Here is a 17,644-nt window from a genome sequence, read left to right as displayed (position 1 = left end):
AGATCAACATGTAAAAATGTTGTTTAAAAACAATACCCAATATTTGGCATAGCAATCACTGATGGATTCTAAACCATTAACATGGTTGTATACAACCAATTACAACCATATTAATGGTTGTTTATAGCCAATATAATTTTTGCCAATGGTTATAAACAACCAATTTAGATGCTGTTGAGCAACTGTTTGGGGGAGTGGTTAAGATAGCTGCGCAGCGCAAGCCACGCAGCAGCGGGAATCAGAATCAGTGCACTTACGATAGCGATAGCACTCATCGTCACATTAAAATGATAAGGGATTTCCAATAGCCAGATGCTGACATACCAAGCCACCCCATTTGCCAGCAGGACAGCCACCACCACTGCACATAGGGCAATGGCAAAAAACTCTGCCAGCATGGCAACGCTAACTTGTCGCCTTGAAGCGCCTAACACTCGGAGTAATGTGGACTCACGGATACGTGCCTGTTGTGTTGCAATCAATGCAGCATATAGCACTGCCAAGCCTGTCACCAAGCTAAACAGAAATACATAACTCACGGCCACACTCATTTTTTGCATAATGGCACGTACCTGTTCCATGAGTGCAGCCACATCAATCACAGTTAAGTTAGGAAAATGACTGACCAACTGCTGCACAAAAGCAGTTTGCGAGGGCGGCAAATGAAAAGCTGTCATATAACTGGCTGGTAAATGCGCTATAGTTTTAGGAGGCGTTACCGCAAAAAAATTGGCGCGCATGCTATCCCACTCGACTTTGCGAATACTGGTCACCTTGAGTGTCAGCGCAGTACCGGCAACGTCATAAGTTAAAGTGTCTCCCAAATGAATATTCAGATTTTGTGCAAGATCTTGCTCTAATGAGATATACGGCTTGCCGGCGTCCTCGTCTGTCCACCACTGCCCAGAAATTAGATGATTATCTGCTTGCATCTGCGCAGCCCAGGATAGATTGAACTCTCGTGACGCCAATCGTTTTGCGCGCTCATCCTGATAGCTATCTGCATTCACTTTTTGATGATTAATGGCAACCAAACGCGCACGCACCATGGCATGCACTTGTGGTGTGACTTGATGTTGTTGCGCGAACATTTTTTTAAACGCGGGCAACTGATCAGGCTGCAGATTAATCACAAAACGATTGGGTGCATCTGCAGGCAAAGAGTCTTGCCAGCTCTGCATCAAATCTGTTTTGACGATACTCAGTAACACAATCACCATTAGTCCTAGGCTAAAGGCTATCATCTGCGCAATCGATAACCGCAAACGTCGCCTCAGATTAGTTAGGCCAATGTGTATGCTGGTCGCCAGCTGACCTTGACGGGGGCGCAACTTAAACAGCAAATGCACTGCTGCATAGGCTAATACGGCCACAATCACACAAGTGAGTACCAAACCACCGCTGACGATCAATGCCATTTGTAGGGTCTTGGCTTGCCAAACCATGAGCAATACCACGACTAAGGCCATCGGCAAATAATTGAACCAGTCTTGCTTTAAGTTCACTTCGACTTCTCGGCGAAGGATATGCACTGTCGGCAAGGTACGGATTGCGCGCAGATGTGGCCACATTAAAGTCAACATCACAAACAAGCTGACCACCATGCCTAATACAAATGGCCACATGCTGCTAGGGGCTAGCGATTCTAAAAACAATCGGCCCGCCAAGGTTGCCAAGCCTTGCTGTAAGGCATAACCAAGCGCACACCCCAAAACACCGCCCAGCAAAGCTACCCATACCGTTTGCCATAACAAAATGGTTTGTATCATGCGCGTGGTAGCACCAAAGCAACGTAGCATGGCAAAGGTATCTAACTGACGATTGAGGTACGGACCACTGGCCAATAACATGGCTACAATGGCCAACATCACACTGACCATGGCGGATAAGCCAAGAAACACCTCGGCTTTGTCTAAGGCACTTTTAATTTCCGGGCGTGCAGTTTTGACATCTTCCACGCGCTCGCCACGCTGTAATCGCGGTTTCAGCCAGCCTGAAAATGTATTCAGTTGTTCGGCATCACCAGCCACAATTAATTGATACTTCACACGGCTACCGTACTGGATTAATTTAGTCGCCGCCAAATCCTGTGCATTCATCATGGCACGTGGTGCAAAGCTAAACATATCGCCACCACGAGAAGGCTCACGTTCCAGTACACCGGACACCTTAAATGATTGTTCGCCCAAGTGGATGCGATCCCCAAGTTTGAGTGACAACACCCCCATGATGCGAGACTCCAGCCAAACCTCCCCGGCTGGCGGGGGATGTGCGACCAAACGCGCAGGTGTGTTAGTTGCCAGTTGCACACTAAAATCACCACGCAATGGAAAAGAAGCACCCAAAGCCTTGATCTCGGCAATCTGACTATTGGCTTGATGTACCACCATGCTAGGAAACTCAGCTGTTTGCGTGGTAGCTAAGCCCAGCTGTTTGGCCTGCAAAGCGTAGTCTTGCGGGATGACATGATCGCTCATCACGACCAAATCCCCACCCAACAAAATACCGCCTTGGCTATTCAGGTGCATGGCAATCCGCTGCGAGAACGCATTGACCGAAGTAATAGCAGCCACCGCAAGTACTAAGGCAATGAGTAATACGCGCAAATCACCTGCACGCCAGTTCGCGCGTAATTGCTGCCAGGCCAATAGGTACAGTGGCATGGTATTGATAGACGGATTCACAGTACTCATGCCGGGTTGCGCTCAGTCAGCTTGCCATCCACTAGCGTGAGCACGCGGTCACAGCGCGCTGCCAAACGTGCATCATGCGTGACCAACACTAAAGTGGTTTGATGCGCTTGGTTGAGCTTGAATAGCAACTCAATGATCTTTTCGCCATTTGCGCTATCCAAATTGCCGGTAGGCTCATCTGCAAACAGCACTGCGGGTTGCGCGGCAAAGGCACGGGCAATAGCCACACGCTGCTGCTCGCCACCAGACAATTGTTTGGGGTAATGTTGCATGCGCTCACCCAAACCCACTTGTGTCAGGCTTTCTTTTGCAGTTTCCAGTGGTGCTGCATGACCATTGAGCTGTAACGGAATCATGACATTTTCTAACGCCGTCATGGTGGGCAATAATTGAAACGACTGGAACACAAACCCCATGTGTTGCCCACGCATGGCCGCGCGCGCATCCTCATCTAAGGTGCTAAAGGCTTTGCCCAACACCCTAACTTCGCCCGAAGTAGGCATATCTAGCCCAGCCAGAATACCTAACAAGGTAGACTTGCCGGATCCGGAACTCCCTACAATCGCTACGCGTTCACCTTGCCGAATGTTCAGCTGCAAATCGCGTAATATCTGCAAGGTATGTTCACCACTCCCTACACTTTTGCACAAGTTTGTCGCTAGAATGATGGTGGCATGCACTGAATGTTGTGCATGTGTTGAAACGTTTGTTTGCGGTCGTTGGTCAAACTCAGAAGAGGAAAGTAACATCAATGAAATCTCGTTTATTGTTTTGGGTACTCAGGGTTAGTCTTGTTTTAATGCCATTGGTTGCATCAACCAGCCATGCAAGCTCGACTATTTTAGTATTTGGCGATAGCTTATCTGCGGCTTATGGGCTACAGACTGAGCAAGGCTGGCCTACGCTATTGGCGCAGCGCCTTAAAACTGAGCGACTACCATATCAAGTGGTGAATGCCAGCGTAAGCGGCGAAACCACGGCTGGCGGGCTGACACGCTTAAATCAGGCGCTCCTGCAGCATAAACCCACCATCATGATTCTGGCGCTAGGTGCAAATGACGGCTTGCGTGGCTTGCCGGTAGACGCAATGCAGCAAAATCTCAGCAGCATGCTGACACTGGCCAAGCAGCAAAAAGTGACCGTTTTGTTGGTAGGCATGAAAATCCCACCTAATTATGGGCCACAATACACCCAAGCCTTTCAGCAAACATTCTCTTCTTTGGCACAACAATTCAAAATCAACTTAGTGCCCTTTTTGCTGGAAAACGTAGCAGGCAACCCTGCATTAAATCAGGATGACGGCATTCACCCCACGGCACAAGCACAGCCAATCGTGCTAGAAAACATATGGCCACAACTTAAAAAGCTACTTAAAGCTTCTTAGCCAGCACCATCCTCAGCAATCAATTGCTTCTAGGCGAATTGAAAGCCCCTGCTCATTGGGTTGTGCAGTCATATTGGCATCCACACCAATATTAGGAATACATACCAAAGTCTCAGCGGCAAACACCAAAGGATAATGTGCCCGCTGCCATGGTGGAATCGCATGCGCTTGCAACACATGCTGCAAGGTACGGCTCGGGCGCCCTAGCTCTGGCTTAAAGCGCTCACCTCCTAAACGGGTTTTGATCAGCAGTTTAGTTTCACCTAGCTGATACATTGCAATCCCTTTGCCAGTACACGTTTCAAACACCAAACGATGATGCGCCGTCAATGGCACAACGGACTCTCCCTGCCACCAGCAACTGAATGGCTCGGTAACCGTCTCCTCGATAACCACATAGGCACGATGGGCGTACCGGCGCACGCTATGCTGAGGCCCAACCTTCACGCATACAGTTGCATCGCCACGGGCATGCAGTAATTGTTGCAGTAGTTGCGTGAGCGTCTCTGTGTTGGGCATAGGCAATGCGTGTAGCTCTAACCACCAGCGCAACACATTCTTGGCTCTAGGCGCGCTCAATGCACGTAAGCCATCTATCGCCAGCGTGCTCTGTTCATCAGACACATTGACCAGTGACGCATCACGAACATCCATCTCTGCCAATTCTGCCAACAAGGTATTGGCTTCTGCTAGATGCTGTGCTGTTCTACCTAGTGTTTTTTCAATGCCAGAATACTTGCCCGCCAATACCGGCATGACCGACTGGCGTATAAAATTACGGTCAAATTGCAGGTTTAAATTGCTCTCGTCTTCCACCCATTGCAGCGCATGTTGTTTGGCATAGCGCTCAATATCCGGACGAGATGCCTCAAGCAAAGGACGCAGCAGCCGCCTAGAAAAGTCCATGGCCGCCATACCTGACAATCCTTTAGCGCCAGCACCGCGTGCCAACTGTAATAATAGCGTTTCTGCTTGGTCGTTTTGATGATGCGCTAGGCAAATAAAGTCAGCCTCAGCTGCGTACAGCACTGCATAGCGCGCGTTTCTGGCACTGGCCTCAATACCCAAGCCAGATTGGCTATCTACATGTATACGGCGTAAGTCAAATGGAACCGAAAATTGCGCACACACGGTTTCGCAATGGCTGGCCCATAGATTGGCATTTGGGCTGAGCCCATGATGCACATGCATCGCTGATAACTGTAATTGAAATGGTGCGCTCGCATCTGCCTGCAATGTGCGTTGTAAATGAACCAAGGCATGAAGCAGCACGGTGGAGTCTATACCACCGCTAAAAGCAACTAATATACGGTAGATGGGTTGTGGGTGGAGTTGAAAAACGCGTGTAAAAAATGTATCTACACGCGTTGCGATTAGCGTTTTATTTGCTGGCGGTAATTTTGAATTTGCCATAACTCATGAGGCGGGCATACCTTGTTTCAAGCAATTTATCTAATTTTTTGGCTTGCAGAGTTTTTAACTGCACCCGAATAGCGTGACGCATTTTCTCCATCATCGCCAGTGGCTCGCGGTGTGCGCCACCCAAAGGTTCAGACACAATCTCATCGATGAGACCTAATACTTTAAGGCGATCTGCAGTAATCGCCAGTGTTTCTGCAGCTTCTGGCGCTTTAGTCGCACTCTTCCATAAAATAGAGGCACAACCTTCCGGGGAGATCACTGAATAAGTCGCGTATTGCAACATCAATAATTGATCGACCACGCCCAACGCCAATGCACCACCCGAACCACCTTCGCCAATTACGATACCGATGATAGGTGTTTTGAGTTCAGCCATCACATATAAATTGCGTGCAATCGCTTCGGACTGACCACGCTCTTCGGCACCAATGCCTGGATAAGCGCCTGGTGTATCAATCAGGGTAATAATCGGCAGACCAAATTTCTCGGCCATTTTGAATAAGCGCAACGCTTTACGGTAGCCTTCAGGACGTGGCATCCCAAAATTGCGGTACTGGCGCTCTTTGACATCACGCCCCTTTTGGTGACCGATCACCATGACAGGGATACCTTCAAAACGAGCAATGCCGCCCACAATTGCAGGATCATCCGCATAAGCGCGATCACCATGCAACTCTTCAAACTCAGTAAAGAGTTCGTCAATATAATCAAGCGTATAGGGGCGTTGTGGATGGCGTGCCACTTGTGAAATTTGCCATGCAGTCAGATTTTGATAGGTATCTTGCAGCAACTTACTATTTTTCTTTTGCAGCTGTTCCAGCTCTTTGGAAATATCAAGGGCATCATGCTCATCGTGTGAAACTTGCAATGCCTCAATACGCTTTTCAAGCTCGGCAATCGAGGCTTCAAAATCAAGGTAGCTTAATTTAGGATCGGTAAGACGCCTGTTTTTCATTGTGTCGGTGTTCGTATTCAAATGGGGTTAATTATAAAGGATTTTTACATTTTCTTTTGAAAGCCATGTATGTAAATGCTTTAATAAATCATCGTGCAGTTCCACACGCCAATCATCCCCCAACATCAGGCTAGCTTGACCTTGTGCATTATGATATTCAATCTTGACCGGACAGAGTCTTTTATCCGCATTGCGGTTGCGATATGGGTTTAATATCGCGCTGAGCTTTTGTGCATCCGACTGTCCGTTGCAAGAAATTTTAAGCATATTGGCATACTGGCTTCTGGCCGTCGTCAAATCAAATAGCTTGCGTGCGCTCACGCGAATACCGCCAGAGAAATCATCATTGCTGATGCGCCCTTCTACCAGTAGCAGCTGATCCTCTTTAATCAACAATGCATGCTGGTTCAGTAATTCAGAACCCACCACCACATCCACCCGCGCCACTGCGTCATCTATTGTCACAATCGCCATCTTCCCGCGCTGCGTCATGCGAATACGCACTCCCATGACCACGCCGGCAATCAGCTTGGGCTGCTCCTGCGGTGCTAAATCGGCCAAACTGCCCCTCACAAACGTGGCTAGCTCTTCTTTATAGCCCAAGAACGGGTGCCCACTTAAATAAAACCCTAGCGCCGCCTTCTCTTCTAGCAACGCTTGCTCAGGCAACCACGGTTCTACCACAGGCAATTGATGCTTGGTTTCAGAGGCTTCGCCAAATAGGCTGTTTTGGCCAGCATGAGAGCTGCTCTGCTCTGCGGCCGAGATTGCTGTGCTCACCGTTGCCAACAATGCTGCTCGATTTGCTTCAATGGTATCAAACGCGCCGGCGCGAATGAGAGACTCAATGACGCGACGATTGACTTTACGCAAGTCCAAACGCGCACAAAAATCAAAGATATCGGAAAATGGTCCATCTTGTTGGCGTGAAGCTAAAATCAAATCAATCGCAGCCAAACCAGTACCTTTAACGGCCCCTAAACCGTAGAGCATTTGTTTTGCATTTAATGGCTTAAATTGGTACACACTTTGGTTAATATCTGGGGGTAACACATCAATTTGGTTTGGCGCGCAATCATCAAAGAATATGCGTACGTTGTCGGTATTATTCATATCGGCCGACATGGTGGCTGCAATAAATGCGGCCGGATAATGTGCTTTTAGATAAGCCGTTTGATACGCCACTAGTGCATACGCTGCCGCATGGGATTTATTGAAGCCATAGCCAGCGAACTTCTCCAGCAAGTCGAACAGATCATTGGCTTGCTTTTCGTTCAAGCCGTTTTTCTGCGCACCTTCGTTAAAAATAGCGCGTTGTGCCACCATTTCTTCCGGTTTCTTTTTACCCATGGCACGCCGCAGCAAATCCGCACCGCCTAGACTATATCCTGCCACCACCTGCGCAATCTGCATCACCTGCTCTTGATACACCGCAATGCCGTAAGTTTCTTTCAGAATCGCTTCGGTCGCCGGGTGTGGATATTCCACACGCTGTAAGCCATGTTTCCGTCGACAAAAATCCGGAATCAAATCCATTGGACCTGGACGATACAACGCTACCAGCGCAATAATGTCTTCAAAGCAGTCCGGCTTGGCCTGTTTGAGCATGTCTTTCATGCCTTTAGACTCTAGCTGGAATACCGCCGTTGTGTTGGAAGTCTTGAGCAGTTGATAGCTCTTTTTATCATCCAGTGGCAAGGTCTCAAAACTTAATGGCGGTAAATTCTCTTGCGCACGCTGTGCATTGGCATTTTCTAACGCCATGTCCAAAATGGTCAGTGTGCGTAGCCCTAAAAAGTCAAACTTGACGAGGCCTACCGCCTCCACGTCATCTTTATCGTATTGGCTGACCAAGCTGCTGCCATCAGCTTGACAGTAGACTGGGGAATAGTCGGAAATTTTACCCGGCGCAATCAACACGCCACCTGCGTGCATGCCTACGTTACGTACCAAACCCTCTAATCGCAAAGCCAGTTCTAGCAGGCCTGCCACCTCTTCTTCTTTTTCACGACGTTCCTGCAGTTGCGGCTCTTTTTCTAACGCAGATTGCAAGGTAATGCCAAGCTCTAATGGAATCAACTTGGCAATGCCATCGACAAAGTTAAAAGGCAAATCCAACACGCGCCCCACGTCACGAATCACGGCCTTAGCCGCCATGGTCCCGAAGGTAGCAATTTGCGATACGGACGCCAGCCCGTATTTTTGTTTGACATAATCAATGACGCGATCACGCCCTTCTTGACAGAAGTCGATATCAAAGTCGGGCATGGAGACGCGTTCTGGATTCAAGAACCGCTCGAACAGTAAGTTATAGCGTAGCGGGTCTAGATCGGTAATGCCTAGACTATAGGCCACCAGAGAGCCAGCACCAGAACCACGGCCCGGCCCTACTGGTACGCCATTGTGCTTGGCCCAGTTAATAAAGTCCGCCACAATTAAAAAGTAGCCAGCAAACCCCATCTGGTTGATGATTTGACACTCAAATGCCAGCCGCTTTTCATAAGTCTCGCGCTTTTGTGCACGGATATTTTCATCGGGATACAAAGCACTCAGGCGCGTTTCCAACCCTAGTTCGGATTGCTGCACCAGAAAGACGTCCAAGCTTTCTTGATTGGGCGTTGGAAAGTCTGGTAAGTAATTTTTGCCTAAGGTTAAGCTCAGGTTGCAGCGCTTGGCAATTTCCACACTATTGGTCAAAGCTTCTGGCATATCCGCAAACAGCGTTTGCATCTCTGCCTGCGTTTTAAAATATTGTGATTCAGTAAAGTGTTTAGGGCGGCGACTATCGGCCAGCATATAGCCTTCGGCAATGCAGGTGCGAGCCTCATGCGCCATAAAGTCGTCAGCCGTAATAAATTGAATCGGATGGGTGGCGACGACTGGCAAATCCAGTGTATGCGCCAGATACACCGTGGCTTGCACCAATCTATCTTGTGCGCCATGTTGCCCTTGCGGATGTGTACGCTGCACTTCTAGATAAAAGCGGTTAGGAAATAATGCTGCCCATTGCTCCGCACACTTTTTAGCCATGGGCAGATTGTCTTGGCTCAATGCATGGCCGATATCACCATGCTTAAAGCCTGACAATACAATTAAGCCTGCGTTAGCCTCGGTTAGCCACTCTTGCTTGATTTCCGCGCGACCGCGATACTGATTTTCTAGATATGCTTTGCTCAGCAACTCACAGAGATGGCGGTACCCCACCAAGTTTTGTACCAAAAAAAGTACACGATGCGCTTGGTCGCGATTCGTCGTATTTTCTATCCAAACATCACAGCCTACCAAAGGTTTAATGCCTGCACTACGCGCTGCTTTATAAAATTTAATCGCGCCAAATAGGTTGGATAAATCGGTCAATGCAAGCGCAGGCATGCCGTCTTGTTTAGCTGCTTTGACATAATCGTCAATGCGTACAATGCCATCCAAAACGGAGTATTCGCTATGGCAGCGCAAATGCACAAAGGCAGGTGTGATGGGTTGGAGTGCGGAATCTTGCATGCCCACATTTTACCTTTGTCAGGCCACAATGACACCCATTAATTGAGGTATTAAGTGAAAGTTTTTTTGCTGGACAACATGGGAGAAAAACAAGCAGTTAATATATAACCACTTGTTTTTAATGATTTATTAATGTTTTTTATTGACCAGCTCGTTGACTTTAGCAATCAACTCATCATCATGCACCGGCTTACCAAAGAACGCATCCACACCAATGTCTTTGGCCAAGTTTTGATGCTTATCTGCGGTACGTGAGCTAATCATAATTAGCGGTGTGTTGGCTGTACGCGCATCGTCACGAATATTACGGGCCAAACCAAATCCGTCCATACGCGGCATCTCAATATCCGTCAGAATAATATCCGGTGTCACGCCTTGTAATAACTGCAAGGCATCCATTCCGTCTTTGGCCACCAACACCTCATAGCCTTCACGCTCCATCAAACGCCCCAGTACTTTACGCATGGTCAACGAATCATCTACGACCAGCGCTTTTGGCTTGAGTGTGATAGGCGTATCTTGCACTTTCACCTTTACGCTACCCACTGCAAGCACTTCACGGTTGGCTAATAGTAATGGGTTAAGGATGAGAATCACACTACCATCGCCAGTCACGGTGGCACCCATAATACCGGGCACGCGTGCTAACTCCACGCCAATTGGCTTAATCACCACCTCCTGGTTGCCCAGCATTTCATCCACATGCAATGCAATACGATAGTTACCGCTTCTTAATAGCAATACAGAAGCATAGGTATGTGCGTCATCTGAGCCTGACTCATTCAGCAACTTAGCAATATGGTGAAATGGATAAGTATTACCCGCCCATACAATCTCACCTGTCTCATTTGCTTTTGCAAGCTCGGCTTGTTTGATTTTTTGTGCTTGCTCAATCATGGCCACAGATATCGCATATTGCGTATTACCTGCGCGCACCATCAACACTTGTGCCACAGTGAGTGTCACTGGCAGATAAATAAAGAACTGTGTGCCTTCGCCCAAACGGCTATCAATATCGATACGACCACCCAAGCCAGTCACTTCACTACGCACCACGTCCAACCCCACGCCGCGGCCAGCAATTTGTGTTACTTCGGCAGAGGTTGAGAACCCTGGCTCAAAAATTACTGCCATGAGGGCTTGGTCATTAATCTGTGCTTTCGCATCAATCAGTTTATTTTTGACCGCAATCTCACGTACTTTTTTCAAATTGACGCCGGCACCGTCATCGCTTACCTGAATGCGAATCTCGTCATTTTCTGCTGTCACATGCAAGCGTAATTTACCAGTAGCCGCTTTACCAGCCTTTTGGCGGCTGTCCGGTAACTCAATGCCGTGTGCTACCGCATTTCTCAGCAAATGCTCCAATGGCGCACCAATTTTATCCAGCACGCTGCGGTCAATTTCAGTTTTATCACCCGTAATCGTGAATTCAACGCGTTTTTTCAGCTCACGTGCAGTTTGCCGCACAATTCTATCCATGCGCTCAGAGAGTTGTGAGAACGGCAACATACGCACATTCATCAACGTTTGTTGCAATTCACGATTCATACGTGTTTGTTGTTGCAGTGCAGCTTCTGCTTGCCCCAAGTTGCCAATCAAGCCATTTTGAATGGTGGAAATATCGTTCACACTCTCCGCCATCATGCGCGTCAATTCTTGCAAGCGGGTGAATCTGTCAAATTCTAATGGGTCAAACTTCTCATTGGCCTCTTGCAATAAGGTCAAGCGTGATTGCAGCTGTGTATCGGCCTCAATCTCTAACTCGCGTAAATAGTTACGCATGCGCGATACGCTCTCGGTCAGATCATGCGAGGTGTTTTTGAAACCAATCACTTCTTTATCAATGCGGGAGCGAATAATCGAAATCTCACCGGCCTCGTTAATCAGGCGGTCCAGCACATCTGCACGCATACGCAAGAACTGTGTTTTGCGGTTGCTGTGGCGAATGGTTTGCGCCGCTACATCAATATGCGCTGGCGTAATTGCCGCTACGTCTTCTAACGGTGCATCTTCAGTAGGTTCGTTCTCAACTTGAATCAGTTGTGTGAGGTGTTCAGGCAAATGGCCTTCTTCGAAATAAACACCTATCGCATCTAAATCGGTAAACAAATGCTCAAACGTTTGTGCGTTGGGTTTGGTTTTTAGCGCCTGTACTACACGCTCTTCCATATTGTGCACAACATTGCCTAGGCTATGTTTACCTGCCATGCGGGCACTGCCTTTAAGCGTATGCAAGGCACGTTGAAGTGCATCCGGATGTTCAGAATCTTGTGGGCTGGCGCGCCATGCTCTAAGTTCAACGCCAATCATTGGCAGCAACTCATCTGCCTCTTCTTGGAACAAAGTGAGAATCTCTGCATCGACGTGCTCAACATCTTCCAGTACATCTGAGCCATCTTCAGAAATATCATTGCCCGAAGCGGCAGCTGGATAAATTTCGACAGGCTCATCGCTGACATCTGCCGTATTGTCCCAAGGCATTGTCGCAGGTGCGTCTTCCGCTGCCTCTTCCGCTATTTCTCCTAACACTGGCGGGATGAACACGATTTCATTTTCTTCCACTGCAGGTTCTGGCTCAGCTACAGACAGAGGCTCTACTTCATTCGGCAATATTTCAGCAGGTATTTCAGCAGTCTCTACGATCGTCTCTATTGTGTCATCTGGTGTTAGCAGATTAGCCGCATCTTCAACAGGCGTTGCAGATTTCTTAGCACTGCGTTTGGTAACAGAGGCTGGTTTTTGCAGTGCTTTTAACAGCGCTTTTTCTTCCTTAGGCTCATTGAGCTCAGAAATACGCTGCCACATTCTGGCAACAGATTTCACCACACGTGTATACAACTTGTGGTTGGCTGGCGACCATTCCGCGCCAACCTCATCCAACCAAGCTTCTGCTGCGCGGCCTAGTGCACCCATGTGCGTAAAGCCTGCAGCCAATGCATTGCTGGCCAATGTATGTACTGCACGTCTGGCAGCATCCGAGGGCGCAACTGCCATCGCATGTGCATTGATATTCGCTAAATCTTGTTCTAGCGTAGTAATGTTCAACATGCTTTCGTTTAAGAAAATATTATATAGCTGGCGACTCAGTTTACGTGTGCCCCCTATCAGCACCACATCATCGCTTGCTTTTTTCTTCGCCGCTTTTTTAGTAGGTTTGTCCCAGCCTTCAATGCGTGCTATCCATTTTTCCGGATTAAACGTCAACGTTTTTTGTTCGCGCAGGGTGTTAGACCAATCAGCAAATTCAGCGGTCACCTGCTCAACCTCTTGTAACTGCGCGCTTGTTAACAAAGCCTTATTGTCCAACACGCCATTTAAAAACGTTTCTACCTTGCCAGCCACTTCACCTAAATTAGTTAATCCAACCGTGCGGCCGCTACCTTTTAAGGTATGGAAGCCTCTTCTGACTTCCACCAGAGCTTCATGGCTGGCACTGACTTTAAGTAGCTGCAGATTATTGGCAATATGCGCCAACACTTCTTCGGCCTCTGTCAGGTAAATATCCAACAACTCATCATCCAAGGCCGTGTCGGCACTTAAGCGCTCAGGCTGAGTATCTGCTACAACTGCCTCAACAGTAGCCTCTGCAGTTTCCAACGAGGTTGAGGATTGAGTATTGACCACATGCGTCAATGTAGTACGCATTCTCGTCAGTGCTGCATCCATGGCTGATTCGTACTCTGGGCGCACCTTAGGCATGCCTTCAGCATACAAGCCCAGCATACTCAAGCTCTCCGCCAGCAGTTCAAACTCGCCTTGATTGCTTACAAACTGTGGCGATTGGAAAAATTCAATATAGTCCAAGCTCAGTTTGGCAATATTGGCTGGCGTATCCATATCCAACATTTGAAAGATAGAAGCCACTTCTTTAAGCGGTTTTACTGTGAGCGCAAGCGCTGATTTATCGTCCGATTGCCTAAAGAAACCATCCAGCGATTGTTCTACTAGCTTTAATGACTCTTGGATCTGTGACACCACTACTTTAATCGTATCAGCATCCAACTCATTGGTTCTGTCTTGTGCCAGCTGCGTATAGGCTGCGCCAGATGCAATATGCTCCAAACGCTGAATTTCAGACAGTAGTTTTTGGATTTTGCCTGCATCCAGCTCTGTATATTCTTGCAATGCTGTTTCGAGCAGATGAATACCTGCAGCGATTTCAATTAAGATCGGATGCGTGGTTTGGCCTGAGCCGTCTCTCAAAAAGCCAGTGACTTGTGCCAGTGCCTGATACAAATCAATGACTACTACTTGGCTTAATTGCTGACATAGCGGCTGGTGCTCAGCCAAAATATTGGCGCACTTGGTCATCAATATATTGTCGATAGAAATCGTTGTATGTTGGCGATCTTCTACATTAAAATTAATTTTATTGGATAGCTCATTCCAGACATCGCCAATACTTGCCACCACCTCGGCCAATTGCAAGGCTGTATTCACTTCTGCTTGCTCAATCACGCCGTGACCAAACTGATCTAACGGGCTTTCAATATAACTTTGCAAATCAAACAGATGTTTGGCTTTGCTCACCGCGGGATAGTCAGCGTCTGACTCCGCAACGTAATAGAGCATTTCTTTCAGCATATGAGGATTGGCTTTCGGTGCATCCTCCAACAATAATTTTAGCTCTTGGTCTATTTTTCTGCAGATACGTTTGGCACCGGCCAGCGTAGAAATTTTTGAATCATATAAGCTTTGTGCGAATGCACTTGCAGACCACCACATCAACTTAGGCGCGCTACGTGTTTGCGCTTGGCTCACATTGGCAAGCGCATTCACCATCTGCCCGAGCGCATCTGCATCATTACTTTTTAGCCAGCTTAATAGCGATTTCTGGTAGCCAAGCCGTTGTTCTGCAATAAATTTAGGGTATGTCGCTTCGTCCATCTCAAGAGTAGCGACATCTTTAGGTGCAGATAAGCTGATATCCGGAAAGAATAAATCACTTTTTTCAATTGGTGCCCCATGCGCGGCAGCTACTGGAGCAAGCGCATCATACAAGCGCAATGGCACGTCGCGCGCGCCTTTCATCAGGCTTTCTATATACGCCAACAAGGCATTGACTGCATGCATTAACTGCTCAATGAGTTCTGGCGTGGTTTGAATTTCGCCTTTTTCAAGTGCAGACAAACATTTTTCCAGTTTTGCGCAGTAAAACTTACACCCTTCCAACCCCACCATATCCAGCGCACCGCTGGCTTGGTAGGCATGTGTTTGCGCGTACCGGAGGAACGCGGTATCCGAGATGTTGGCGCCATACTTGTTTAGATTATCTAAAACAGTATGCAGCGACTTATCAATTTCGTCCTTCACCCAAGTTAATGGGCCGATATCAAAATCATTTGACACTTAAATTCATCTCAAAAGTTATAGATTTATCTCAACAGCTTAAGCGAGCTTGAACCCAGCAACTGATTCACGCAACTCTTTCGCCAGCGAAGTCAACTGACCCACAGAGGTAGCAGTCACTTTGGTACCTTCAGTCGTTTGTGTCGTAATCTCTTGAATTTGCTGCATGTTCTTCGTCACGGTAGACGCTACTTGCGTTTGCGCTTCTGTTGCAGATGAAATCGACTCAATCAAACGCGCCAAGTTGTTGGTCACGTTTTCAATCTCGGCCAGTGCTCGGCCCGCCGCATCAGACAGTTGCGCACCCTCTACCACACCCTCGGTACTTTTCTCCATCGCGGCTACCGCAGAGTTAGTATCGGTCTGAATGGTTTTTACAATGGCACCAATCTGCTTGGTCGCCTCAGATGAACGTTCCGCCAATCGCTGCACCTCTTCCGCAACCACCGTAAAGCCTCGACCCGCTTCACCCGCTGACGCTGCCTGAATCGCCGCATTCAACGCCAAAATGTTGGTTTGTTCTGTAATGTCAGAAATCAAGTCCACGATCTCACTAATCTCTTGTGAGCTTTCACCCAAACGTTTAATCCGTTTTGAGGTTTCCTGAATTTGCTCACGAATACTGTTCATACCTTGAATCGTATTTTGTACCGCTTTAGACCCTTGTGACGCCGCTTGCAATGAACGCTGCGCAACCTCGGACGCCTGACTCGCGTTGCTCGATACTTGCAAGATAGAACGTGTCATGGTGGTCACCGCATCTGTTGTATCGGTAATTTGTTTGTATTGCTGCTCAGTCGCTGAAAGCAAGGATACTGAAGTCTGCTGCGCCTGCGCGGTTGCCGTGTTCACCTGCTCTGACGCGCGCGTAATCTCGGTTACCAGATCGCGCAAGTTATCAATCGTATAGTTAATGGAGTCAGCAATCGCCCCGGTAATATTTTCACGCACTTGCGCACGTACCGTTAAGTCACCATCCGCCAAGTCACCCATCTCATCTAGCAAATTCAGAACCGCCATTTGGTTGGACTGTCCGTCATCTTCCAAGCGTTTCACCGAAGTATCAATGGCTTTTACTTGACGAATACCGAAATAAATCATGGCAAACACAATCGCCAAGCCCAATAAGACCAAAGCCGCCAAAATACTCACCAGCAAGCTTGAAACCTCTTCTGATGTTTTGCTTGAGAGCTTTTCCACTTCATATTTAAGTGTATTGGCTGTTTGCTTGTTTACCTCATAGGCACTGGCTAAATCGGCCAGCGGCTTAGCGGCTGCAATCGCGCCTAACTTAATCGCCGCATCAAAGTCTTTGTTAAAGATACGATAAAAATTCTCGTTAGATTTAGCCACAGCTTCAAATGCGCCAGTCATGTTGCCGGCTTCCGCGTTGGCTTTCCAGTACGCTAGACGCTCTTTAAACACAACCTCGTAACGCTTTACTTCTTCCAGTTTTTTATCACGTTTCTGATAATCGCCGTTGGTCGTTGCTACATAAGCTTCATTGGCTGCCGCAAACGCATCCACCGCATAGAGTGAAGGTGGAGAAATATCGGCACGCAAATCATTGTTCTTTTGTATCTTGTTGAATTCGGGTCCGTTGACGCGCACTTGGTGAATCGTATACGCCGCCAACGCAGTAAATACAACGAAACCAATCACCGGCCAATACACCTGGGCGTAACTTGTTTTACCGCCAGATACAGCCTCTCGTTTTGCAAAGAGCTGTTTTACTTTTTCTGGAATTGCTTTTATAAAACCTACATTAATCGCCATTTGAATCCCTCTGTTTTCCCTACGATTTTTTATGAGTACCGAATATTAATATGACTGAATAAACTCTTTTGATTGCACCAACTTAGCACAATCAAGCACCATCCATTGATTGCCATCCTGATCTTCATATACATCATGTTGCATACAAAACGCATGCTCTAATGTATCGGTCACCTTCTGCATTCCTTCAAGCTTGCGTAGCCCAACTAACTTTTCTACCAAAAATGCCACATGCGAAGTCACTTCATCGCTCATGAGCAACACGCGCGCACTTGAGCTGATTAATGTGGCCACGCCATTCATCAATTGCCCAATATCGTTAATGGCATACAATACGCCACGCACATTGGCCACCCCTAGAAACCAGCTTTTCACCAAGGGCACCGGGTAAATTTCCATCATCGGTAATGTCTCGCTGATTTCCTGCATATTGACCAGCACATTTTTACCGGCAATCACCACACCCAAATAGCCAGCGGGTGCTGCTGAGCCCGCTTTTTTAGCTTCTTCCAGCCGTTCTAGAATATTGGCTTGGTAGTTTTTAAGTGTGTTTTTTGCCGCCAT

General features: G+C 47.7%; 9 protein-coding genes. 1 reads left to right on the top strand and 8 read right to left on the bottom strand.

Annotated features, from left to right (window positions below):
• Positions 1–164: 164 nt before the first annotated feature.
• On the bottom strand, positions 165–2,693 hold the full coding sequence (locus FG11_RS02990) for an ABC transporter permease (RefSeq protein ID WP_081978176.1): 2,529 nt from the start codon (positions 2,691–2,693) through the stop codon (positions 165–167).
• On the bottom strand, positions 2,690–3,442 hold the full coding sequence (locus FG11_RS02985; RefSeq protein WP_088177894.1) for an ABC transporter ATP-binding protein: 753 nt from the start codon (positions 3,440–3,442) through the stop codon (positions 2,690–2,692). The genes FG11_RS02990 and FG11_RS02985 overlap by 4 nt, the downstream gene beginning before the upstream one ends.
• 2 nt (positions 3,443–3,444) lie before the next feature.
• Between FG11_RS02985 and FG11_RS02980 the strand changes: the two genes are divergently transcribed.
• Entirely contained in the window at positions 3,445–4,077 is a 633-nt protein-coding gene (locus tag FG11_RS02980) for an arylesterase (RefSeq protein ID WP_052184914.1), read from the top strand.
• Between the two features lie 12 nt (positions 4,078–4,089).
• Here the strand turns inward: FG11_RS02980 and tilS are convergent, their stop codons facing one another.
• From tilS to FG11_RS02950, 6 genes are all read right to left on the bottom strand, one after another.
• Positions 4,090–5,490, bottom strand: coding sequence for a tRNA lysidine(34) synthetase TilS (gene tilS, locus FG11_RS02975; protein WP_047533030.1), 1,401 nt, complete (start codon positions 5,488–5,490; stop codon positions 4,090–4,092).
• Positions 5,459–6,454, bottom strand: coding sequence for an acetyl-CoA carboxylase carboxyltransferase subunit alpha (locus tag FG11_RS02970; RefSeq protein ID WP_020181584.1), 996 nt, complete (start codon positions 6,452–6,454; stop codon positions 5,459–5,461). Before FG11_RS02970 ends, tilS begins: the two co-directional genes overlap by 32 nt.
• 27 nt (positions 6,455–6,481) lie before the next feature.
• Positions 6,482–9,952 carry a DNA polymerase III subunit alpha gene (gene dnaE / locus FG11_RS02965; protein ID WP_047533027.1) on the bottom strand — a complete coding sequence of 1,157 codons (3,471 nt, stop codon included), beginning with the start codon at positions 9,950–9,952 and terminating at the stop codon, positions 6,482–6,484.
• A 129-nt stretch (positions 9,953–10,081) separates the two neighbouring features.
• A complete protein-coding gene (locus FG11_RS02960; RefSeq protein ID WP_047533024.1) occupies positions 10,082–15,304 on the bottom strand; it encodes an Hpt domain-containing protein in 5,223 nt (1,740 codons plus the stop codon).
• 39 nt (positions 15,305–15,343) lie between these two features.
• Positions 15,344–17,080, bottom strand: coding sequence for a methyl-accepting chemotaxis protein (locus tag FG11_RS02955; RefSeq protein WP_020181581.1), 1,737 nt, complete (start codon positions 17,078–17,080; stop codon positions 15,344–15,346).
• Positions 17,081–17,125: 45 nt separating this feature from the next.
• Entirely contained in the window at positions 17,126–17,644 is a 519-nt protein-coding gene (locus FG11_RS02950; RefSeq protein WP_020181580.1) for a chemotaxis protein CheW, read from the bottom strand.

The sequence above is a fragment of the Methylotenera sp. N17 genome (assembly GCF_000799155.1).
In the GTDB taxonomy this organism is placed as follows: Bacteria; Pseudomonadota; Gammaproteobacteria; order Burkholderiales; family Methylophilaceae; genus Methylophilus.
Note: the sequence above shows the minus strand (reverse complement) of the source record. Positions and strands in the feature narration are given on the sequence as shown.

Excerpts from the sequence above, each read along its gene's own strand:
- tilS (WP_047533030.1), bottom strand. The coding sequence starts at position 5,490 with ATGGCAAATTCAAAATTACCGCCAGCAAATAAAACGCTAATCGCAACG.
- dnaE (WP_047533027.1), bottom strand. The coding sequence starts at position 9,952 with ATGCAAGATTCCGCACTCCAACCCATCACACCTGCCTTTGTGCATTTG.
- FG11_RS02980 (WP_052184914.1), top strand. The coding sequence starts at position 3,445 with ATGAAATCTCGTTTATTGTTTTGGGTACTCAGGGTTAGTCTTGTTTTA.
- FG11_RS02950 (WP_020181580.1), bottom strand. The coding sequence starts at position 17,644 with ATGGCGGCAAAAAACACACTTAAAAACTACCAAGCCAATATTCTAGAA.
- FG11_RS02990 (WP_081978176.1), bottom strand. The coding sequence starts at position 2,693 with ATGAGTACTGTGAATCCGTCTATCAATACCATGCCACTGTACCTATTG.
- FG11_RS02985 (WP_088177894.1), bottom strand. The coding sequence starts at position 3,442 with ATGTTACTTTCCTCTTCTGAGTTTGACCAACGACCGCAAACAAACGTT.
- FG11_RS02970 (WP_020181584.1), bottom strand. The coding sequence starts at position 6,454 with ATGAAAAACAGGCGTCTTACCGATCCTAAATTAAGCTACCTTGATTTT.
- FG11_RS02955 (WP_020181581.1), bottom strand. The coding sequence starts at position 17,080 with ATGGCGATTAATGTAGGTTTTATAAAAGCAATTCCAGAAAAAGTAAAA.